The organism is Dokdonella sp., from assembly GCF_017744955.1.
GTDB lineage: Bacteria > Pseudomonadota > Gammaproteobacteria > Xanthomonadales > Rhodanobacteraceae > Dokdonella_A.
Genome location: NZ_JAGIAG010000003.1, coordinates 167,111 through 187,686 on the forward strand (window position 1 = coordinate 167,111; position 20,576 = coordinate 187,686).

Annotated in this window: 18 protein-coding genes; 7 read left to right on the top strand and 11 right to left on the bottom strand. The window is 67.8% G+C overall.

Annotated elements, in window-relative coordinates:
- Nucleotides 1-89: 89 nt before the first annotated feature.
- The 3 genes from J7520_RS08950 (at nucleotide 90) to arsC (ending at nucleotide 3,702) form a co-directional block, all read left to right on the top strand.
- On the top strand, nucleotides 90-2,948 hold the full coding sequence (locus J7520_RS08950; RefSeq protein WP_291186942.1) for a PKD domain-containing protein: 2,859 nt from the start codon (nucleotides 90-92) through the stop codon (nucleotides 2,946-2,948).
- Between the two features lie 185 nt (nucleotides 2,949-3,133).
- The gene (locus J7520_RS08955) at nucleotides 3,134-3,349 is read left to right on the top strand and encodes a hypothetical protein (RefSeq protein ID WP_291186944.1); all 216 of its coding nucleotides are present in this window, start codon (nucleotides 3,134-3,136) and stop codon (nucleotides 3,347-3,349) included.
- A 2-nt stretch (nucleotides 3,350-3,351) separates the two neighbouring features.
- Nucleotides 3,352-3,702 carry an arsenate reductase (glutaredoxin) gene (gene arsC, locus J7520_RS08960; RefSeq protein ID WP_291186947.1) on the top strand — a complete coding sequence of 117 codons (351 nt, stop codon included), beginning with the start codon at nucleotides 3,352-3,354 and terminating at the stop codon, nucleotides 3,700-3,702.
- Between the two features lie 40 nt (nucleotides 3,703-3,742).
- Here the strand turns inward: arsC and J7520_RS08965 are convergent, their stop codons facing one another.
- Both J7520_RS08965 and J7520_RS08970 read right to left on the bottom strand, forming a co-directional pair.
- Nucleotides 3,743-4,540 carry an amidohydrolase gene (locus tag J7520_RS08965; RefSeq protein ID WP_291187786.1) on the bottom strand — a complete coding sequence of 266 codons (798 nt, stop codon included), beginning with the start codon at nucleotides 4,538-4,540 and terminating at the stop codon, nucleotides 3,743-3,745.
- A 79-nt stretch (nucleotides 4,541-4,619) separates the two neighbouring features.
- The gene (locus J7520_RS08970; RefSeq protein WP_291186950.1) at nucleotides 4,620-5,768 is read right to left on the bottom strand and encodes a pyridoxal phosphate-dependent aminotransferase; all 1,149 of its coding nucleotides are present in this window, start codon (nucleotides 5,766-5,768) and stop codon (nucleotides 4,620-4,622) included.
- Between the two features lie 297 nt (nucleotides 5,769-6,065).
- Here J7520_RS08970 and J7520_RS08975 point away from each other — a divergent pair, with 297 nt between their 5' ends.
- Both J7520_RS08975 and J7520_RS08980 read left to right on the top strand, forming a co-directional pair.
- Nucleotides 6,066-6,887 carry a hypothetical protein gene (locus J7520_RS08975; protein WP_291186953.1) on the top strand — a complete coding sequence of 274 codons (822 nt, stop codon included), beginning with the start codon at nucleotides 6,066-6,068 and terminating at the stop codon, nucleotides 6,885-6,887.
- Nucleotides 6,888-6,954: 67 nt separating this feature from the next.
- Nucleotides 6,955-9,801, top strand: a complete 2,847-nt coding sequence (locus tag J7520_RS08980; protein WP_291186956.1) for a pre-peptidase C-terminal domain-containing protein — start codon at nucleotides 6,955-6,957, stop codon at nucleotides 9,799-9,801.
- Nucleotides 9,802-10,022: 221 nt separating this feature from the next.
- On the opposite strand, the gene htpG is transcribed toward J7520_RS08980, so the two are convergent.
- The 8 genes from htpG to J7520_RS09020 all read right to left on the bottom strand — a co-directional run bounded on the left by htpG (nucleotide 10,023) and on the right by J7520_RS09020 (nucleotide 17,132).
- Entirely contained in the window at nucleotides 10,023-11,912 is a 1,890-nt protein-coding gene (htpG, locus tag J7520_RS08985; protein ID WP_291186959.1) for a molecular chaperone HtpG, read from the bottom strand.
- Nucleotides 11,913-12,395: 483 nt separating this feature from the next.
- Nucleotides 12,396-12,758, bottom strand: a complete 363-nt coding sequence (gene rplS, locus J7520_RS08990; protein ID WP_291186962.1) for a 50S ribosomal protein L19 — start codon at nucleotides 12,756-12,758, stop codon at nucleotides 12,396-12,398.
- Nucleotides 12,759-12,780: 22 nt separating this feature from the next.
- Nucleotides 12,781-13,560, bottom strand: a complete 780-nt coding sequence (gene trmD, locus J7520_RS08995; protein ID WP_291186964.1) for a tRNA (guanosine(37)-N1)-methyltransferase TrmD — start codon at nucleotides 13,558-13,560, stop codon at nucleotides 12,781-12,783.
- A gap of 81 nt (nucleotides 13,561-13,641) precedes the next feature.
- The gene (gene rimM, locus J7520_RS09000) at nucleotides 13,642-14,163 is read right to left on the bottom strand and encodes a ribosome maturation factor RimM (RefSeq protein WP_291186967.1); all 522 of its coding nucleotides are present in this window, start codon (nucleotides 14,161-14,163) and stop codon (nucleotides 13,642-13,644) included.
- Complete coding sequence (gene rpsP, locus J7520_RS09005; RefSeq protein WP_291186970.1) at nucleotides 14,163-14,423, bottom strand: 30S ribosomal protein S16; 261 nt, start codon at nucleotides 14,421-14,423, stop codon at nucleotides 14,163-14,165. The genes rimM and rpsP overlap by 1 nt, the downstream gene beginning before the upstream one ends.
- 362 nt (nucleotides 14,424-14,785) lie before the next feature.
- Entirely contained in the window at nucleotides 14,786-15,427 is a 642-nt protein-coding gene (locus tag J7520_RS09010) for a hydrolase (protein WP_291186973.1), read from the bottom strand.
- 87 nt (nucleotides 15,428-15,514) lie between these two features.
- Nucleotides 15,515-16,195 (bottom strand): hydrolase, encoded by a 681-nt coding sequence (locus tag J7520_RS09015; protein WP_291186976.1) that lies wholly within the window; start codon nucleotides 16,193-16,195, stop codon nucleotides 15,515-15,517.
- Between the two features lie 73 nt (nucleotides 16,196-16,268).
- Nucleotides 16,269-17,132: a pirin family protein gene (locus J7520_RS09020; protein WP_291186979.1), complete on the bottom strand. Its 864-nt coding sequence runs from the start codon at nucleotides 17,130-17,132 to the stop codon at nucleotides 16,269-16,271.
- A 127-nt stretch (nucleotides 17,133-17,259) separates the two neighbouring features.
- Here J7520_RS09020 and J7520_RS09025 point away from each other — a divergent pair, with 127 nt between their 5' ends.
- Nucleotides 17,260-18,165, top strand: a complete 906-nt coding sequence (locus J7520_RS09025) for a LysR family transcriptional regulator (RefSeq protein ID WP_291186982.1) — start codon at nucleotides 17,260-17,262, stop codon at nucleotides 18,163-18,165.
- A gap of 12 nt (nucleotides 18,166-18,177) precedes the next feature.
- On the opposite strand, the gene ffh is transcribed toward J7520_RS09025, so the two are convergent.
- Nucleotides 18,178-19,554 (bottom strand): signal recognition particle protein, encoded by a 1,377-nt coding sequence (ffh, locus tag J7520_RS09030; protein ID WP_291186985.1) that lies wholly within the window; start codon nucleotides 19,552-19,554, stop codon nucleotides 18,178-18,180.
- Between the two features lie 215 nt (nucleotides 19,555-19,769).
- On the opposite strand from ffh, the gene ccsA reads away from it, so the two are divergent.
- Complete coding sequence (gene ccsA / locus J7520_RS09035) at nucleotides 19,770-20,567, top strand: cytochrome c biogenesis protein CcsA (protein WP_291186988.1); 798 nt, start codon at nucleotides 19,770-19,772, stop codon at nucleotides 20,565-20,567.
- Nucleotides 20,568-20,576: the final 9 nt, after the last annotated feature.

Sequence of the window (20,576 nt, forward strand, 5' to 3'; positions counted from 1 at the left end):
TCGTACGCCCGGGGACGTATGGAACCCTGGTCTTTTCGACGGAGCTACGTCACGCTCGGCTTTCGAATCCTGACTTCCGGGGGAAGTCCATGTCGCACTCCGTTTTGCGCCGGCTCGGCCGGTTCGTCCTGGCCGCCTCACCGCTTCTCGCCATGCTGCCGGCAACGGCGGTCGAACGGGAGAAAGGCGAGAATCCACGCGAGGAAAGCTGGCAGATCGAGCAGCGTCAGCGCTGGTTCGAGCAGACGCGCGGCCTGCGCCAGGTGCCCGATGCGGCCCGCCTGCGCGCGAACGCGTCCAAGGAGTTGCAGCGCCAGCGCAGCATCACGCAGGCGCGCCACATCGCCGGCGGCGAGGTCTGGCAGGAGCTCGGACCGTCGTCGATGGACATGGTCGACTGGATCATGGGCCGCGTCGCGGGCCGCCTCAACGCGATCACGCCGCACCCGACCGACGACGACACCGTCTACATCGCCGCTGCCGCGGGCGGCGTGTGGAAGACGACCAACGGCGGCACCGACTGGACGCCGCTGTTCGACGAGGTCGGCACGCTGCCGGCCGGCGCCGTCACGCTCGACCCGAGCAACCCGGACGTGGTCTGGGTCGGCACCGGCGACAAGAACGGCGGCGGCTGCGCCGGCTACTTCGGCCAGGGCGTCTACCTCAGCGAGGACGGCGGCGCGAGCTGGAACGCGCGCAACGGCAGCGGCACCGGCGCGATGCCGTTGTCGGTCGTCAACGCGGTCGCGATCCAGCCGACCGACGGCAACGTGATCCTGGCCGGCGGCGCGGGCAGCTGCGACGCGAACGGCAGCATGATCAACCCCGGCGTCTACCGCTCCGCCGACCGCGGCCTGACCTGGACGCAGGTGCTGGACAAGAACGTCGAGGACATCGTGTTCGTGCCCGGCACGGCGACGGTGTACGCCGGCCTGATCGGCCAGGGCGTGTTCAAGTCCACCGACGGCGGCGCCACCTGGGCCAGCTCGGGCACCGGCCTGGTGGCGACCGGTTCGCGCATGCGCCTGGCGATCGCGCCGAGCGACAGCAACGTGCTGTACGCGCTGGTCGGCCGCTCGAACGGCAGCCGCGTGTTCCGCAGCGGCGACGGCGGCGCGACCTGGACGCAGCGCAACACCGCGGTCTGCGAAGGCCAGTGCACCTACAACCAGACCCTGGCCGTGCACCCGACCGATCCGGACACGATCCTCGTCGGCACGATCCGCGCCGCGCGCTCGACCGACGGCGGCGCCACTTTCACGCCGCTGACCGACACCTGGGGCACCAACCAGAGCGTGCACCAGGACACGCACGTGGTGCGCTATTCGCGGAACGATCCGGATCGCTTCTGGGTCGGCAGCGACGGCGGCATCTGGCGCAGCGACGACGACGGCGCGTCGTTCCGCAACATGAACGCGAACCTCAACATCACGCAGTTCTACGACATCGCCGTGCATCCGAGCGACCCGAACATCGTGCTCGGCGGCGCGCAGGACAACGGTTCCTCGGGCCGGCGCACCAGCCTGCTGTGGGATCTCACCTTCGCCAGCGGCGACGGCTTCATGAACGCGTTCGACCAGATCAACCCGCTGATCGTGTTCCAGACCAGCTATCCGAGCGGCGGGTATCCGAGCATCGTGCGTTCGACGCAAGGCGGCAGCAACGGCAGCTACAGCGGCATGTCGAACGCCGGCCTGGTCGCCGGCAACTTTCCCTGGGTAACGCCGCTGGCGACCGCCGGCGACCAGTTGTTCGTCGCTTCCGACGTCCTCTACCGCACGTTGACCACCGGCAACACGTGGACCGCGATCTCGCCGGGCATGGGCTCGCCGGCCTCGGTCATCACGCCGCAGTTGCACGGCAGTATGACGCCGACCTACGTCGGCACCTCGGGCGGCCGCATCTACGCCAGCCCGGACGCCGGCGTGCCGTCGCCGGTGTTCACCAACGTCACCGGCAACTACGCCGGCGGCTACGTGTCGGACATCGCCATCGACCCGGTCGACCCACAGCGCGTGTTCCTCACCCGCGAGGGCTTCAACGCCTCGCGCCTGTACCGCTCCACCACCGGCGGCACGACCTGGGACGCGGTCGGCGCCGGCCTGCCGAACGTGCCGGCGAACAGCGTGGCGATCGACCCGCTCGACACCGACCGCATCTTCGTCGCCACCGACATCGGCGTGTACGAGAGCGTCGACGGCGGCGACAACTTCGCCGCGTTCTCGACCGGCATGCCGCTCGGCGTCGTGGTGCAGGATCTGGAGATCGACGACGATCCGCACGTGCTGACCGCCGGCACCTACGCGCGCGGCGCCTGGCGCGTCGTGCTCGGCGGCAGCAGCACGAACCTGCCGCCGACCGCCGATTTCACGGCGAGCGTCGCCGACCTCGACGCCAGCTTCACCGACCGCTCGATCGACGACGGCAGCATCGTCTCGCACCAGTGGGACTTCGGCGACGGCAGCGCCGCTTCCTCCGACGTCAACCCGACGCACACCTATGCGTCCTACGGCAGATACACCGTCAGCCTGACCGTGACCGACGACGGCGGCCTGAGCGGCACTTACGCCAAGATCGTGCGCTTCCCGCTGCCGCCGATTCCGCTCAGCAACGGCGTCACCCTGACCGCGCAGCACGCGCCGCAGGGCGACGATCTGTACTACACGCTGGTGGTTCCCGACGGCGCCACCAACTTGAACTTCGTCGTCGACGGCGCCGCCGGCGAAGACGCCGATCTGGTGGTCAAGCTCGGCGATCAGGTCATCTGCCAATCCGCCGGTCCGACGGCGGACGAGAGCTGCGGAACGCCGTCGCCGCAAGCCGGCACATACACCGCGATCGTGAATGCGTATTCGGACCTCAGCGACTTCAGCATCACCGGCAGCTACGACGCGCCGGACACGGACACGATCTTCGCCGACGGCTTCGACGGAGGTGCCGCACGCTGAGATGAACGCGGCTCGAACGCGATCGGCGGCACGCAACTTTCGCGAAGCACTCCTGTCGGAAACAGGGGCCCCGCCGCCGTCGATCGACGGCGGGGCGATGCGGTTAACCGGCTCGCAACGCCGCGTTAACCGCGTCGGCACACCGCTCTCGCGTATCGTTCGCGCCATCGAATCAGGAGTACGCCATGCGTCATCAGCGCCACATCGAAGTGAACGTCCTCGGCTATCGCATCGAACGCGTCCGTCAGATCGACGCGCAGCACGAAGTGACGATGCAATGGTACGAAGTGCTGGCGCCGGAATCGGGCCGCCTGCTCGGCCGTTTCGCGCAGCGCGCCGAAGCCGAGCGCGCGATCGTCACGCGTGAACTCGCGGCGCTGCCGCGCGCGGCGGCGGCTTGAACGTGAGCAAGATCGTCATTCTGCACAACCCGCGCTGCTCGAAATCGCGCGCCGCCCTGGCGCTGCTGCAGGAGCGCGGCATCGAACCGGAAGTCGTCGACTATCTGGCGACACCGCCGTCGACGCACGAGATCGAACGCATCCTCGGCAAGCTCGACCTGCCGCCGCGCGCGCTGATGCGCCGCGACGAGCCGGACTACGCGGAATTGAATCTCGACGACCCGTCGCTGAGCCGCGCGCAACTGGTCGCCGCGATGCAGGAGCACCCGCGCCTGATCCAGCGCCCGATCGTGCTCGCCAACGGCAAGGCGGCGATCGGCCGCCCGCCGGAGAACGTGCTCTCGATCCTCTGAGCGGATCGGCGTCGATGCACGCATCGACGCCGACGCGGACTCAACGCGTGATGGTGAATTCGTCCGCGTCCATCCACGCCGGAAAACGCTCGCGATGCGCCGCGAGCGCGACCGGATCGAGCGTGACGGTGACGACCTGCTCCTGCGCGCCGAGTTCGACCAGCGGCTGGCCGAGGAAATCGAGCGCCGCGCTGTCGCCGGAATAGTGCAGTTCGTTGCCGTCGACGCCGACGCGGTTGACGCCGACGCAATAGCTCAGGTTCTCGATCGCGCGTGCGCGCAGCAGCGTGCTCCACGGATGGCGGCGCGCGCTCGGCCAGTTGGCGACGAAGATCAACAGGTCGTAGTCGAAGCGCTGCGCCGCGCGGTCGTAGCGGTTGCGCAGCCAGACCGGGAAGCGCAGGTCGTAGCAGACCTGCGGGCAGATGCGCCAGCCGTTCAACTCGACGATCAGACGCTCCTCGCCGCCGGCATAGCGCTCGTGTTCCTTCGCCATGCGGAACAGGTGGCGCTTGTCGTACTGCGCGTGGCTGCCGTCCGGACGCATCCAGACCAGGCGGTTGACGCAGCGTTCGCCCTCGCGCACCACCAGGCTGCCGGTGATCGTCGCGCCGACGTCGCCCGCGAGCGCGCGCAGCCAGCGCAGACCTTCGCCGTCCATCGTCTCGGCATTGCCGAGCGTCTCGTTGGTGAAGCCGGAAAGGAAGGTCTCCGGCAGCACGACCAGATCGCCCTGCCCTTTCAGGCCGCGCACGAGGTCGCCGTAGTAGGCGCGATTGGCGGCCGCGTCGTGCCAGCGCGTCGCGCCTTGCACGAGGGAGATCCGCAGAGGTTGCATCGTCATGGTCGGCTTCCGGGATGCGGCCGTCCGTGGCCGCGCAGGTCTCGCAGCGGCGGTTCCCGCCGCGCGTTTCCGTTCAGAGGGCGCGCAGGCGTTCGGCCGCTTGCTCCAGCGTCGCGTCGCTCTTGGCGAAGCAGAAGCGGATCAGGCGCTGCTCGGCCGGCGGCGTCTCGTAGAACGCGGAAATCGGGATCGCCGCGACGCCGGCCTGCTTGATCAGCCACTCGCAGAACGCGAGGTCGTCGGCATCGCTCAGCGCCGAGTAGTCGACGACCTGGAAATACGCGCCGGAGACCGGCAGCAGCGTGAACCTGCTGCCGGCGAGCAGTTGGCGGAAGCGGTCGCGTTTGGCCTGGTAGAACGCCGGCAGGTCGAGATAGTGCTGCGGATCGTTCTCGAGGATGTCGGCGAAGGCGACCTGCGCCGGCGTGAAGGTGCAGAAGGTCAGGTACTGGTGCACCTTGCGGAACTCGGCCGACAGCGCGCGCGGCGCCACGCAGTAGCCGACCTTCCAGCCGGTGGTGTGGTAGGTCTTGCCGAACGAGGAGACGACGAAGCTGCGCTCGGCCAGCTCCGCATGGCGCAGCACGCTCTGGTGCGGCGCGCCGTCGAACACGATGTGCTCGTAGACCTCGTCCGACAGCACCAGGACCTCGCTGCCGCGCACGAGTTCGGCGAGCCGATCCAGATCGGCCGCGCCGAACACCGAACCGCACGGGTTGTGCGGCGTGTTGATCAGGATCATGCGCGTCTTCGGCGTGATCGCATCCTTGATTCGCTGCCAGTCCGGCGAGAAATCGCGCGGATCTAGCGGCACGTGCACGGCGCGGCCGCCGTTCAGTTCGATCGCCGGCTCGTAGCTGTCGTAGCACGGATCGAGCACGATCACCTCGTCGCCGGCGCGCACCACTGCGGCGATCGCCGCGAACAGCGCTTCGGTCGCACCGGAGGTGACCGTGACTTCGGTATCCGGATTGACCTTGCGGCCGTACAGCCGCTCGGTCTTGCGTGCGATCTGCTCGCGCAGCGCCGGCACGCCGGTCATCGGCGCGTACTGGTTGCGCCCCGCGTTCATCGCCGCGGCGAGCGCGTCGCGCAGCGCCTGCGGACCGTCGAAATCGGGGAAGCCCTGGCCCAGGTTCACCGCCTTGTGCTCCAGCGCGAGCTGGCTCATGACGGTGAATATCGTGGTGCCGACCTTCGGCAGCTTCGTCTCGATCTGCATGTCGCTCGCGCGTTTGGACGGCCAAATGGCCAGAACAGCCGATGGTAGCACGCCGGTATTGCGCCCTCGGGAGCTGCCGCCCCGGCCGCCGCGGATCACACGGACATGACGCGCCGCAGCACGATGTTTTGTGCAATCGATCGCGCAAATTCGGGTAAGCCCCAATTGAATTCGGCCCACCAGATGTGCAACCTGGGACTTTAGGCCTATTGACACTAAGCCTTAAGGCGTAAGTCCGGCATGCGCGGTCGCCGGGCGACGATGGTCGGGCCATCGCATTTCGGGGAGAGCTTAAGGATGAAGGCGGTCCTATTCGGCGCACTGTTGTGCGTGTCACCAGCCTGCGCGCACGCGGCGGCGCAGCCTTCGCCGGAGCCTTCCGCCGAACGCCGCGACTTCAGCGCCACGCTCGCCGACGGCCAGGGCCTGACCATCGACAACCCCTACGGCGACGTGCGCCTGCGCTTCGGCGGCTACGCCCACGCCCTGGAAATCCACGCCGTCGTGCAGCAGCCGGCCGGGGCTTCGCCGATCGCGATGGAACCGGCCGGCGACGCGACGCGCTACCGGTTCGCGCCGCGCCTGCCGGCGGGAGCCTTGCTCGCCGAAGGGCAGCGCATCGACCTGGTCGCCTTCGTTCCGCTGGGACACGCGGTCAGCGTGCGCACCGAGCGTGGCCTGATCGAAAGCCGCGGCGTGCGCGGCGACGTCGATCTCTCCAGCGTCGCCGGCGACATCGCCATCCGCGGCACGCAGGGCCGCGTACGCGCGGCCACCGGCGCGGGCAGCATCGAAGCCTCCTTCGACGGCGCGCCGCCGGGTTCCCGGCAGCGCCTGGAGACCACCACCGGCAACATCGTGCTGGCGGTCGACGACCGCCTCGACGCTGCGCTCGAACTGGCCACATCGGGCGTGTTCGCGACGGAATTCTCGCTCGAGGTGGAACCCCTCGCCGGGCAGGAACCGAACAAGCGCGCGCGTGCCGTCATCGGCGCCGACAAGGCGCGCATCGAACTGGCCAGCCGGCGCGGCGAGATCCGCCTGCTGCGCCGGAGCGCATTCACTTCGCCGGCCGGAAAGCCGGCGGAGCAGGAGTACGGGGACGACGACAGCGACTGACGCGCGCGCGCGTCGACGGACGTCGGCAACGACCCTCGGCAAAACCCTTCCATTGGAGGAATCGCGAATGAAACGCTTCAGGACCGTCTTCGCCGGCACGGCGATGTCGATACTGCTTTGCGGCGCGGCGCATGCGGCCGCTCCCGTCGCGCCGGCGCCCGTCCCCGTCGAACTCGGCGAGCCGGTGACGCCGGTCAGCATCGACGTCGATCTGCGCACGCTGCCCGTGACGCCCGCGTGGCGCGCCGGCATGGCGATCAAGGAAGCGCACAAGCGCCAGTTCTTCCCGCCCGACCGGCTCGACACCGCCGCACCGGACTGGCTGCAGGCCGCCCCCGACACCCTGCCCGAACTGCAGAAGATGTGGGACGACGACGCGCCGGCCAACCGCGCCGCGGCGCAGACCCGCGTCAGCATCAACAACGGCTCGACCGGCGTCTCGCCGGGCGACCCGGTCGTCGACGTCAGCGCCAACTACATCCTGTACGGCGTCAACGGCAGCAGCGGCACCAACTTCACCGTCTACGACAAGAGCGGCACCAAGCTCGCCGGGCCGACCACGTTCGCGTCGCTGGCGCCGTCCGGCGACGGCTGCCGCACCTCGGTCAGCGATCCGATCGTGCTGTTCGATCGCCTCGCCAATCGCTGGTTCCTGCTCGAGATGGGCGGCACCTCGTCGGCGCCGAAGATGTGCATCTACATCTCCAAGACCGAAAACCCGGTCTCCGGCGGCTGGTGGTTCTACGGCTTCTCGACGCCGACGCAGAACGACTATCCGCACTGCGGCGTGTGGACCAACGCCTACGTGTGTACCGACAACGAAGGCCAGGCGAACGTGACCGCCTACGCCTACGACCGCGCCAACATGCTGAACGGCGCGACCGCGCGTCCGCAGCAGCGCTTCGTCAGCGTGCCCAAGCTCGCCGGCTACGGCTTCCAGGCGCTGACGCCGGCCACCTTCATGGGCGACAGCGCGCACGCGCCCGCCGCCGGAACGCAGCAGATCCTCGCGCGCCACAACGACGACGAGGCGCACGCCGGCACGTCGGCCGACACGAGCCGCGACTTCATCGACCTGTACTCGATCAACGTCGACTGGAACACGCCGGCGAACAGCGCCGTCACCGCGCTGCCGCGCATCGCGATCACCGAGTTCAACAGCTGGTTCGTGAACTACTCGACCTTCGCGACCGTGCCGCAGCCGGGTTCGACGTCCAAGCTCGATCCGATCCGCGAAGTCATCCTCAACTCGCTGGTCTACCGCAACCTCGGCAGCTACGAGTCGATCGTCGGCCAGTTCTCGACCAACATGAACTCCGCGCGCAGCGGCAGCACGGTCAACGCCGGCATCCGCTGGTTCGAGCTGCGCCGCACCGGCGGCGGCAGTTGGACTTTGCAGCAGGAAGGCACGTTCGGTCCCGGCGACACCGCCACCAATCATTTCGACGGCTCGATCGCCACCGACAACAAGGGCAACATCGGCCTCGGCTACAACGTCACCAAGACCAGCTCGCCGACGATCTACGCGACGCTCGGCTACACCGGCCGCAAGGCGTCCGATCCGTCCGGCGTGATGACGCTCGGCGAGAATACCGTCGCCGCGGGCAGCGCCGCGGAAACCTCCGGCCGCTGGGGCGACTACTATCAGATGGCGGTCGATCCGACCGACGACTGCACGTTCTGGATGGTCGGCATGTACCGCCCGTCCGGCAGCTGGAACACGCGCATCCAGGACTTCAAGTTCAACGACTGCGGCGCGGCGCCGAGCACCTGGTCGGTATCCGGCACGGTGACCACCAGCGCCGGCGTCGGCATCTCGGGCGTCACGGTCGGCACCGGCGCGTCGAGCACGACGACCAACTCCAGCGGCGCCTACACACTCGGCGGCCTCGCCAACGGCAGCTACACGCTGACGCCGAGCTTGTCCGGCTATACGTTCTCTCCGGCGAGCCGCAGCGTGACGGTCAGCGGTGCGAACGTGAGCGGCGCCGACTTCACCGGCACGCCGCCGGCCACCAACGTGCCGCCGGTCGCGAACTTCAGCTTCACCACCAGCGGGCTCACGGCGAACTTCATCGATTCCTCGACCGACAGCGACGGCAGCATCACCGCGCGCTCGTGGAACTTCGGCGACGGCACCAGCTCGACCGCGACCAGTCCGAGCCACACGTACGGTGCGGCCGGTGCCTACAGCGTCGCGCTGACGGTGACCGACAACGGCGGACTGACCAACACCAAGACCCAGTCGGTCACGGTCTCCGGCGGCGGTGGCGGCAACGTGTTGCAGAACGGTGTCGCCGCGACCGGTCTCACCGCCAGCACCGGCAACTCGGTGACCTACACGCTGAGCGTGCCGGCTGGCGCGACGAACCTGAAGTTCGTCACCTCCGGCGGCAGCGGCGACGGCGACCTGTACGTGAAGTTCGGTTCCGCACCGACGACCTCGAGCTACGACTGCCGCTCGTGGAACTCCGGCAACAGCGAGACCTGCACCATCACCACCGCGCAGGCGGGCACCTACTACGTGATGGTCTACGCCTACTCGACCTTCAGCGGGCTCAGCCTGACCGGCAGCTACAGCGCCGGCGGGGGCGGCGGTACGACATTGACGAACGGCGTGCCGGTGACGGGCCTGGCGGCGGCGAGCGGCAGCTGGACGCCGACGTACACGCTGGTGGTGCCGTCCGGCGCGACCAACCTGTCGTTCGCGATCAGCGGCGGCACCGGCGATGCGGACCTGTACGTCCGTCTCGGCGGCGCGCCGTCGACGACCAGCTACACCTGCCGTCCGTACCTCAGCGGCAATAGCGAGACCTGCTCGTGGACCGCGCCGACGGCGGGGACGTACTACGTCGCCGTGCGCGCCTACTCGACGTTCTCCGGCGTCACGCTGACGCCGAACTACACGCCGTAGCGCGATCGACGAAGCCAAAGACGAACGGCGGCCGGTGCGAACCGGCCGCCGTTTTCGTTTCACCTTATTCGGTCGCTCCCGCTACGGACCGACGTCGCACTGCGACAGCGGATGTCCATCGTGCTCCCGGAGCGCCGGAACGTGGATCTCCCCTTCCGCGTGCACGAGATCGGGAGACTCACCGGACCGACCGGTCCTTCGAGCCCGCCGCATCGCGATCGCTACGCGTGCAGCAGCCGATTCACGCGCGCGACGAAACCGGCCGGATCGGCGAGCTGGTCGCCGGCGGCGACCTGGGCTTCCTCGAGCAGCAGCAGGCCGAGATCCTCGGCACGCGCCGGGTCGGCCTCCTCGGCCAGTGCGCGCACCAGCGGGTGCTGCGGATTGATCTCCAGCACCTGCTCGCTGCCGGGCACGTCGTGGCCGGCTTCGCGCAGCAGGCGCTGCATGTGCAGCGCCATGTCGTGCTCGCCGAGCACGATGCACGAGGGCGACTCGGTCAGGCGATGGCTGACGCGCACTTCGCCGACGCGCGGGCCGAGCAGGTCGGCGAGCTTCTTCACCACCGGCTGCGCGGCGTCCGCCGCCTGCTGGCGGCGCTCGGTCTCGGCGCTGTCCACGTCCGTTTCGAGATCGCCCTTGCCCGCGTGACGCAGCTTCTTGCCGGCGTATTCGCTCAGGTAGCCGATCATCCATTCGTCGATGCGATCGCTGAGCAGCAACACCTCGACGCCCTTGGCACGCAGACCTTCGATCTGCGGGCTGCCCTTGGCCGCGGCGTAGGAATCGGCGGTGATGTACCAGATCGCTTCCTGGCCGGCCTGCATGCGACCGACGTAGTCGTCCAGCGACACCGTCTTCGCCTCGCCTTCGGAGGCGGTCGAGGCGAAACGCAGCAGCTTGGCGATGCGTTCGCGGTTCGCGCCGTCCTCGGCGATGCCTTCCTTCAGCACGTTGCCGAACGATTGGGTGAACTTGGCGAACTTCTCCGGTTCGTCCTTGGCGAGCTTCTCGAGCAGGTCGAGCGTGCGCTTGACGCAGGCGCTGCGGATCTGCGCGACGAGGCGGTTTTCCTGCAGGATCTCGCGACTGACGTTGAGCGGCAGGTCGTCGGAATCGACCACGCCGCGCACGAAGCGCAGGTAGGCCGGCAGCAGCTGCTCGCTCGCGTCCATGATGAACACGCGGCGGATGTAGAGCTTCAGTCCCTTGCGCTCGTCGCGGCCGCTGAACACCGCGTCGAACGGCGGTTTCTCCGGCACGTACAGCAGCAGGCTGTAGCTCTGCGAGCCTTCGACGCGGTTGTGGGTCCAGGCGAGCGCGTCGCCGTAGTCGTGCGAGATCGACTTGTAGAAACTCTGGTAGTCCTCGTCGGTGAGTTCGCTCTTCGGCCGCGTCCACAACGCCGCGGCGTGGTTGACCGTCTCGAACTCGTCGGTCCTGCCTGAGTCGGACACGCCGCCGTCCTGCTGCTTGGGCAGCCGGATCGGGAACGCGACGTGATCGGAGTAGCGCGTGATCAGCTCGCGCAGCTTCCAGGCGTCGAGGAATTCGCTCTCGTCTTCCTTCAGGTGCAAGGTCACCGACGTGCCGCGCCGGGGCGCTTCGACGTTTTCCAGCGTGTACTCGCCGCTGCCCCCCGACTCCCAGCGCACGCCCTCGTCCGCCGCCGCGCCGGCCTTGCGCGTGGTCAGCGTGACCTTGTCGGCGACGATGAAGGCCGAATAGAAGCCGACGCCGAACTGGCCGATCAGCTGCGTGTCCCTGCGCGCGTCGCCGGACAGCGATTCGAGGAACTTGCGCGTACCCGAGCGCGCGATCGTGCCGATGTTCTCGATCACCTCCTCGCGCGTCATGCCGATGCCGTGGTCGCGGATCGTCAGCGTGCGCGCGTCCTTGTCGGCGACGATCTCGATGCGCAGATCCGCGTCGTCGGCGGTCAGCGCGGCATCGGACAGCGCGGCGAACCGCAGCTTGTCGCAGGCGTCGGACGCGTTGGAGATCAGCTCGCGCAGGAAGATCTCCTTGTGCGAGTAGAGCGCATGCGTGACCAGGTGCAGAACCTGGGAGACCTCGGCCTCGAACGCACGGGTTTCGGTGGCGGAATTCATGCGGTTTCCCTTCGAATTGGAATGCGGCGCAGATGGTAGCCCGCAGCGGCGGGTTCAAGTCGACCCGCGCACCGAAGACTCGCGCTCATGCGCCGTTCTGCCCTGCCGGGCTCTTCCTCCCACGAGCGCGGAAGAAGCGGCTTGAGCTTCGAGCCAACCGACGAAACCCCCACCGAAGCCTGCTGTTAGTTGAGGAGTGCGGCCATGGATGGCCGCTGGTAGACGATCCGAAGCTACTGTCCAGCAAGGCCCAAGGCCCCGCAGATCGCAGCGATCACGGACGATTGCATAAATTGAGAAGTGCGGCCATGGATGGCCGCTGGTAGACGATCCGAAGCTGCTGTCCAGCGAGGCCCAAGGCCCCGCAGATCGCAGCGATCACGGACGATCGCACAAATAAAAAGCGGCCATCGTTGCCGATGGCCGCTTCTGACGAGGAGCACAGACGCGACTCGATGCTCCAAGAGGGATGTAGGGGAAGGATTAGCCCTTCGTGTGCGCGCTGAGGTCTTCCTTGATGCGCGCCGCTTTGCCTTCGAGGCCGCGCAGGTAGTACAGCTTGGCGCCACGCACCTTGCCGCGACGCTTGACGACGACCGAGTCGATCGTCGGGCTGTGCGACTGGAACACGCGCTCGACGCCGAAGCCGTGCGAGATCTTGCGCACCGTGAAGGCCGAGTTCAGGCCGGCGTTCTTGCGCGCGATGACGACGCCTTCGTAGGCCTGCACGCGCTCGCGGTTGCCTTCCTTGACCTTGACGTTGACGACGACGGTGTCGCCCGGGCTGAACTCCGGCAGCGTACGGGTCATCTGGGCGGCTTCGAATTGCTGGATCAGGTTGCTCATGACACTCACCAAAAGGATGTGACTATTTCGATTCGACGTCGGCGTCCGGCGTCGTCCGTTGCTGCGCATGCTCGTGCTGGAACTCGACCAGCAATGCGCGTGTTTTCTTGTCCAGCTCCAACCGCTCCAGCAGATCCGGCCGGCGCAGCCAGGTCCGCCCCAGCGACTGCTTCAGACGCCAGCGGCGGATCGCCGCATGATCGCCCGACAGCAGCACCGCCGGCACCTCGCCCCACTCTTCGCGCACGGGGCGCGTGTAGTGCGGGCAATCGAGCAGGCCGTTCGAGAACGAGTCCTGCGCGGCCGACTCGGCATCGTTCAGCACGCCGTCCTGCAAGCGCCCGACCGCGTCGATCAGGATCGCCGCCGCCAGCTCGCCGCCCGACAGCACGTAGTCGCCGATCGAGATTTCCTCGGTCACCGCGTGCTGCAGAAATCTCTCGTCCACGCCTTCGTAGCGTCCGCTCAGCAGGACCAGATGGTCGCGCCGCGCGAGTTCCGCCACCTTGGCCTGGTCGAGCCGCGTTCCCTGCGGACTCAGATAAATCGCCTTCGCCTCGCTCGATCCGCTCGCGGCGCGCACTTCGGCCAGCGCTCTGCGCAGTGGATCGATCATCATCACCATGCCGGGACCGCCGCCGTAGGGCCGGTCGTCGGCCGAACGGTAGTTGTCGCTGGCGAAATCGCGCGGGTTCCACGTCGCGATCTCGATCAGGCCGCGCTCGCGCGCGCGCCCGACCACGCCGATCTTGCTGCTGCTTTCGATGAAGTCCGGAAACAGCGTGATTACATCGATACGCATGTGCTCGTACGCTCATCCCCGAGCACGAAATCAAGAGCGGACGTCCTGTCTGCGCTTTTTTCTATTCCGAAGCCCGGAAAACTAGAACTCCGGGTCCCAATCGACCGTCACTCGGCCAGCTTCGAGATCCACGTCGCCGACGTAGCGTCCGGGCAGGAACGGAATCAAGCGTTCGCGTTCGCCGTCCCGCACGATCATCACGTCGTTCGCGCCGGTCGCGATCAGATGCGAGACGCGGCCGAGCGACACCTTGTCCGTCGTCACGACCTCGAGTCCTTCCAGGTCGGACCAGTAATACTCGCCGGGTTTGGTCGCCGGCAGAACCGAGCGCGCCACCCAGATTTCCGTACCGACCAGCGCCGCCGCCGCATCGCGATCGGCGATGCCGGGAATTTCGGCGACGATGCCCTTGCCCTGGGCACGCCCACGGCAACCTTCGATCGTCTTCTCGCCGGCCGCGGATCGGATCCGCCACGGCTGGTAGCGGAAGATCTGCGTTCTCGGCTCGGTGTACGACTCGAGCTTCAGCTCGCCACGTACACCGTGAACTCCCACCACGCGGCCGAGCAGGACGAGCTTTTCGCCCGCTCCGCCGGAGGCCATCAGGCAGCGGCAGCGGTCTGCTTGCCGGCTTCCTTGTACAGCGCCTTGACCTTGTCGGTCATCTGCGCGCCCTTCTCCACCCAGGCCTTGACCTTGGTGGTGTCGAGCTCCAGGCGCACTTCCTTGCCCGCAGCGATCGGGTTGAAGTAGCCGACGCGCTCCAGGTTGCGGCCGTCGCGCGCACTGCGCCCGTCGGTCACGACGATGTGATAGAACGGACGCTTCTTCGCGCCGCCACGGGAAAGGCGAATCTTGACCATCGTAGCTCTCTGAATTCTCTAGGATTTTTTTCTTGGGCGCAGCGAAGCCGCTGGCCACCCCCGAGGGAGCCGGGCATTTTAGCGGAACTCAGGGAAAAATAAAGCCCCGCGCGGGGTTAGGCCATCGGCCTCGCCGCACCCGCCTTGACTTCGCGGCGACTGTCGCTTCCCCACCGCGGACCGCGAACAGCATCATCATCGACGCGAAGGCGCCTGTCATCCGCCGCACCTTCGCATCCCACGCACGCTGGCCCGCGTTACGCGAAGCACTCCATAATGCTCTACGGAATGCTGCCGCCGACTCGACCGCGGCGACATGCGCATCTCCATGAGCGGCGATCATGCGCCGCCCGCGCGGAAGATCACTCGGTCCTGTCGTAGGAGAACTGGATGCCGGCCGTGCCGCCGGTCTCCACGAACAGGTCCATGAACTGGGGCACGGTGTCCTTGCGCGCCCAGTCGCGCTGCAATTCGCAGAACAGCTGCGCCACGCTGATCATCTTGCCGCCGGCCTGTTCGATGCGACGCAAGGCCATTTCGTGCGCCGCGACCGAGGTGCCGCCGACCGCATCGGCGACGACGTAGACCTCGTAACCCTCGCGCAAGGCGTCCAGCGCAGGAAAGGTCAGGCAGGCCTCGGTCCACAGCGCCGTCATGATGAGCTTCTTGCGCCCGGTCGCCTCGACCGCCTTGCGGAACTCGACGTCCTCCCACGAATTGATCGTGGTGCGATCGTAGGTCGGGAACGCGCCCAGCACTTTGCGCAGCTGCGGAATCGGCGGCTTGTTGAGACCCGTCTGGACGTTCACCGTGGAATGCACGATCGGCAGTCCGTAGACGACGGCCGCCTTGGACACGCCGACAATGTGGTCGACGAGCAGTTGCCGGTCCATCGAGGCGATGGAGTTGACCTGCACCGGCTGGTAGTCGATGACGATCAGCGCCGAGTTCTGCGGAGTCAGCAGATCGTCTCTCTTCGGATCGCGAATGGGCTCGCTGGCCATGGGAAGTCTCCGTTGGGTTGAAGGAATGCGCGCCGACCGCGGCGCTCGTCCGGGCGCGATGCGAGCGCGGCTCGCACCGGCCCCGGATCAGGTGCGCTGCGAATCGAGCGGCTCGTGGTTCTGCGCCACTTCCTGCGCCTTCGAATAGCTCTCGATCAGCAACTGGTAGTTCGGGAAGATCTGCGTATAGGCCTGCGCCCATTCGGCCGCGTCCGCGCGGTTCCAGGTCTTCTGCAGTTCGGATGCCACCGCGGCGGTGTCGATCGGCACCACGCCGGCCTGCGCCATGCGCGCGAGCGTGATTTCCTGCGCCATCTTCGAATAGGTGCCCGAGGCGTCGATCACGGCGAACACCTGATAACCGTCGGCGACCGCGGCGATCGACGGAAACGCCATGCACACGCTGGTGATGGTGCCGGCGACGATCAGCTGCTTCTTGCCGGTGTCCTTGACCGCCTGCACGAACTCCGGGTTGTCCCAGGCGTTGATCTCGCCCTTGCGCGCGACGTACCTGGCGTGCGGCGCGTTGGCGTGGATCTCCGGAATCAGCGGACCGTTCGGGCCTTGCGGCACCGACGCGGTGGTGACGACCGGAATCTTCGCCAGCGAGGCGACCTTCGCCAGCGCGCCGGCGAGACGGCGCAGCGTGGTGAACGGCATGTCCTGCACGGTCTGGAACAGACCGCTCTGGTGGTCGATCAGCAGCATCGCGACGTCGTTCGGGTCGATGACGGGCTTGCGGCCGTCGAAGTTGGCGGGGGTGCTCACGGCGATTTCCTCGGTGGTCGTGGATCGGTTGCGGTGACGGGAAATGCCGGGCCCTTGCGGACCCGGCGCACAGTCAGTGCATGCGGCCGAACTTGCCGCTGTTGAAATCGGTGATGGCATCACCGATTTCCTCCTGCGTGTTCATCACGAACGGGCCATAGCCGGCGATCGGTTCGTCGATCGGCTCGCCGCTGAGCAGCAGGAAGGTCGCATCGCCGTTCGCCTCGACCTGGATGCCGCCGCCGCTGCGACCGAATGTGGCCAGCTGCGCCTCGCGCGCGATCTGGTTGCCGTTGATCTGCACGGCGCCGCGCAGCACGACCAGGGCGAGCGTGTGGCCGTCCTCGACGTCGAACGCGGCGCTCTGGCCGTGCTTCAGGCGCACGTCCCAGACGTTCATCGGCGTGAACGTGCGCGCCGGGCCGCGATGGCCGTCGTACTCGCCGGCGATCACGCGGACCTTGCCGGCGTCGTCGGGCAGCGCGACCGCCGGGATCTCGGCGTCGAGCAGGGTCTGGTAGCCCGGCGCGGCCATCTTGTCCTTGGCCGGCAGGTTCACCCACAGCTGCACCATCTCGAAGTTGCCGCCGGTCCTGGCGAATTCGCGCGAGTGGTACTCCTCGTGCAGGATGCCGGACGCGGCCGTCATCCACTGCACGTCGCCGGGGCCGATCTTGCCGCCGGCGCCGGTCGAATCGCGGTGCTCGACCTCGCCCTCGTAGACGATCGTCACGGTCTCGAAGCCGCGGTGCGGATGCTGTCCGACACCGCGCTTGGCATCCGTCGCGTCGAACGCGTACGGACCGGCGTAGTCGAGCAGCAGGAACGGGCTCAGATTCCGCCCCTGGCTGTCATAGGAAAACATCGAGCGCACCGGAAAACCGTCGCCGACCCAATGGCCGCGCGGCGCGCTGAACAGGCCGATCACGTTTCTCATCTCTCGTTCTCCACGCCGCTCCCTGGGAGCGGCTTCATGGCGAACAAGATAGATTCAGGACACTGAGGCCGGTAGACGGCAAAATGCGCCCTCAGAGTCCTATCCATGGAACACTGGGAGGCGCGGGATGCAAGACCTCAACGATCTCTACTACTTCGTCCAGGTCGTCGAACACGGCGGCTTCGCCCAGGCCGGCCGCGCGCTGGGCTTGCCGAAGTCGAAACTGAGCCGACGCATCGCGCTGCTGGAGGAACGCCTCGGCGTGCGCCTGATCCAGCGCTCGACGCGGCACTTCTCGGTCACCGAAGTCGGCCAGACCTACTACGCGCACTGCAAGGCGATGCTGGTCGAGGCCGAGGCGGCACAGGAAGCCATCGACATCACGCGCTCGGAACCGCGCGGCATCGTGCGCCTCACCTGCCCGACCGCCCTGCTCGACACGCGCGTCGACGCGATGCTGGCCGATTTCATGGTCGCCAATCCGCGCGTGGAGCTGCACGTCGAATCGACCAATCGCCGCGTCGACGTGATCGGCGAAGGCGTCGACATCGCGATCCGCGTGCGCCCGCCGCCGTTGCAGGACAGCGATCTGGTGCTGCGCACGTTGGCCGAACGCGGCCAGTCGCTGGTGGCGAGCCCGGACTTGGTCGAGCGCTGCGGCCTGCCGCAGTCGCCGGCGGACCTGGCGCGCTATCCGAGCCTCGCGCTCGGCGCGCCGCAGGCCGAATACCTGTGGCGGCTGTACGGTCCCGACAGCGCGCAGGCGGAGATCTACCATCGCCCGCGCCTGGTCACCGGCAGCATGCTGGCGCTGCGCAGCGCGGCGATCGCCGGCGTCGGCGTGGTGCAGTTGCCGACGATGATGGTCGGCGAGTCGTTGGCGGCCGCAACCCTGGTCGACGTGCTGCCGCAGTGGGCGCCGCGGCGCGAGATCATCCACGCCGTCTACGCTTCGCGACGCTGCCTGCTGCCGTCGGTGCGCGCCCTGCTCGACTATCTGGTCACGCGCTTCGAGCGGCTGCGCGAGGAATGACGACGCGGGAAATCAGCGCGGCGGCATGAAGCCGCCGCCGCCCATGCCCTTCATCGCCGAGCCCATCTGGCGCATCAGGCCCTTGAGGCCGCCGCTGCCGAGCTTGGACATCATCTTCTCCATCTGCTGGTACTGCTTCAGCAGACGGTTGACGTCGGCCGGCTGCGTGCCGGAGCCGCGCGCGATGCGCGCGCGGCGCGAACCGTTCAGCAGGTCCGGATGGCGACGCTCCTTCTTCGTCATCGAGCCGATGATCGCGATCATGCGGTGCACCTCGCGATCGTTGACCTTCGACTTGACCTGATCGGGCAGGTTCGACACCCCCGGCAGCTTCTCCATCAGCGACGCCATGCCGCCCATGTTGACCATCTGCTCGAGCTGGTCCTTCATGTCGTTGAGGTCGAAGCGCTTGCCCTTGATGACCTTCTCGGCCAGCTTGCGCTGCTTCTCCTGGTCGACGCTCTGCTCGACCTGCTCGACCAGCGAAAGGACGTCGCCCATGCCGAGGATGCGCTGCGCGATACGGTCGGGGTGAAACGGCTCCAGGCCGTCCGGCTTCTCGCTGACGCCGATGAACTTGATCGGCCGGCCGGTCACGTAGCGCACCGACAGCGCCGCGCCGCCGCGCGCGTCGCCGTCGGTCTTGGTCAGCACCACGCCGGTCAGCGGCAGCGCCTCGGAGAACGCCTTGGCGGTGTTCGCCGCGTCCTGGCCGGTCATCGAATCGACCACGAACAGCGTCTCGACCGGATTCAGCGCCGCGTGCAGCGCCTTGATCTCGGCCATCATCTCGGCGTCGACGTGCAGGCGGCCGGCGGTGTCGACCAGCAGCACGTCGGCGAAATTCTTCTTCGCCGCATCCAGCGCGCCGGTCGCGATCGCGACCGGGTCCTGCTCGCCGGTGGACGGATGGAACAGCACGTCGACCTGCTCGGCGAGCGTGCGCAACTGCTCGATCGCGGCCGGGCGGTAGACGTCGCAGCTGACCACCATGACCTTTTTCTTCTTGCGCTCCTTCAACAGGCGCGCGAGCTTGGCCACGGTGGTGGTCTTGCCGGCGCCCTGCAGGCCGGCCATCAGCACCACCGCCGGCGGCGCCGCCGCGAGGTTGAGATCGGTGTTGGCGCTGCCCATCACCGCCGTCAGCTCGTCGCGCACCACCTTCACCAGGGCCTGGCCCGGCGTCAGGCTGCGCAGCACTTCCTGGCCCAGCGCCTTGACCTGCACGCGCTGGATCAGCGCCTGCACCACCGGCAGGGCGACGTCGGCCTCGAGCAGGGCGATGCGCACCTCGCGCAGGGACTCGCGGATGTTCGCTTCCGTCAATCGCCCTTTGCCGCGCAGGCGCTGGACGGTGGCGGAAAGACGTTGGCTGAGCGACTCGAACATGGGTGGACCGGTGTGGCGGGTGAGCCGTTTATTGTATCGGGGATCGGGAGGCGGTGAGCGGTGAGCGGTGAGCGGTGAGCGGTGAGCGGTGAGCGGTGAGCGGTGAGCGGGCGAGGCTCGCAGGTCTGGGGATCGGCGCAAGTGACGGAGGGCAATGCGTGCTCCCCCGTTTGCCGATTCTCGATCCCGATTCCCGCTCGTGCGACACTGCGGGCATGCTGATCTCCCTCCTCGCCCTGCTCGCGATCGCGCTCTATCTCGCCGCGGCCGGACTGCTCGCGCGACCGCTGCTCGGCGGCGGCGAACCGCTGAGCCGCAGCGCGGACGGTGCCGCGGCGCTCGCCGTGGTGACGCACGCGGCAGTGCTGTTCGGCATGCATCCGGGCGCGCTGGACCTGCATTTCTTCGCCGCGCTGTCGCTGGTCGCCGGCGTCGTCGCCGCGCTGACCTTGATCGTGAACCTGACGCGCCCGGTGGCGGCGCTCGGCGTGATCGTGTTCCCGCTCGCCGCCGTGCTGCTGGCGATCGACATGTTCGCCTCGCCGCGCACGACGCCGCTGGCGATGGACTGGCAGATCAAGCTGCACGTGACGGTCGCCCTGCTCGCCTTCGGCGTGCTCTCGATCGCGGCCGCACTGGCGATCCTGCTCGCGCTGCAGGAACGCGCCCTGCGCCATCGCCAGTTCGGCGCCTGGCTGCGCGCGCTGCCGCCGCTGACGCTGACCGAAGCGCTGCTGTTCCGCCTGATCGGCGCCGGTTTCGTGCTGCTGACGCTGACCTTGCTCAGCGGCATCCTGTTCGTCGACGACCTGTTCGGTCAGCACCTCGTGCACAAGACCGCGCTGTCGATCGTCGCCTGGTTCGTGTTCGGCGCGCTGCTGCTCGGCCGCTGGCGCTACGGCTGGCGCGGCCGCCGCGCGGTGAACCTGACCCTGATCGGCATGACGATCCTGCTGCTGGCGTTCTTCGGCTCGAAGTTCGTGCTCGAAGTCGTGCTGCACCGGACCGCCTAGGATCGCGGC

What these genes read in the sequence shown, in the direction of transcription:
- J7520_RS08950 (WP_291186942.1), top strand. Translation starts at nt 90, where the DNA reads ATGTCGCACTCCGTTTTGCGCCGGCTCGGCCGGTTCGTCCTGGCCGCC.
- J7520_RS08955 (WP_291186944.1), top strand. Translation starts at nt 3,134, where the DNA reads ATGCGTCATCAGCGCCACATCGAAGTGAACGTCCTCGGCTATCGCATC.
- J7520_RS08965 (WP_291187786.1), bottom strand. Translation starts at nt 4,540, where the DNA reads ATGCAACCTCTGCGGATCTCCCTCGTGCAAGGCGCGACGCGCTGGCAC.
- J7520_RS08970 (WP_291186950.1), bottom strand. Translation starts at nt 5,768, where the DNA reads ATGCAGATCGAGACGAAGCTGCCGAAGGTCGGCACCACGATATTCACC.
- J7520_RS08975 (WP_291186953.1), top strand. Translation starts at nt 6,066, where the DNA reads ATGAAGGCGGTCCTATTCGGCGCACTGTTGTGCGTGTCACCAGCCTGC.
- J7520_RS08980 (WP_291186956.1), top strand. Translation starts at nt 6,955, where the DNA reads ATGAAACGCTTCAGGACCGTCTTCGCCGGCACGGCGATGTCGATACTG.
- htpG (WP_291186959.1), bottom strand. Translation starts at nt 11,912, where the DNA reads ATGAATTCCGCCACCGAAACCCGTGCGTTCGAGGCCGAGGTCTCCCAG.
- rplS (WP_291186962.1), bottom strand. Translation starts at nt 12,758, where the DNA reads ATGAGCAACCTGATCCAGCAATTCGAAGCCGCCCAGATGACCCGTACG.
- trmD (WP_291186964.1), bottom strand. Translation starts at nt 13,560, where the DNA reads ATGCGTATCGATGTAATCACGCTGTTTCCGGACTTCATCGAAAGCAGC.
- rimM (WP_291186967.1), bottom strand. Translation starts at nt 14,163, where the DNA reads ATGGCCTCCGGCGGAGCGGGCGAAAAGCTCGTCCTGCTCGGCCGCGTG.
- rpsP (WP_291186970.1), bottom strand. Translation starts at nt 14,423, where the DNA reads ATGGTCAAGATTCGCCTTTCCCGTGGCGGCGCGAAGAAGCGTCCGTTC.
- J7520_RS09010 (WP_291186973.1), bottom strand. Translation starts at nt 15,427, where the DNA reads ATGGCCAGCGAGCCCATTCGCGATCCGAAGAGAGACGATCTGCTGACT.
- J7520_RS09020 (WP_291186979.1), bottom strand. Translation starts at nt 17,132, where the DNA reads ATGAGAAACGTGATCGGCCTGTTCAGCGCGCCGCGCGGCCATTGGGTC.
- J7520_RS09025 (WP_291186982.1), top strand. Translation starts at nt 17,260, where the DNA reads ATGCAAGACCTCAACGATCTCTACTACTTCGTCCAGGTCGTCGAACAC.
- ffh (WP_291186985.1), bottom strand. Translation starts at nt 19,554, where the DNA reads ATGTTCGAGTCGCTCAGCCAACGTCTTTCCGCCACCGTCCAGCGCCTG.
- ccsA (WP_291186988.1), top strand. Translation starts at nt 19,770, where the DNA reads ATGCTGATCTCCCTCCTCGCCCTGCTCGCGATCGCGCTCTATCTCGCC.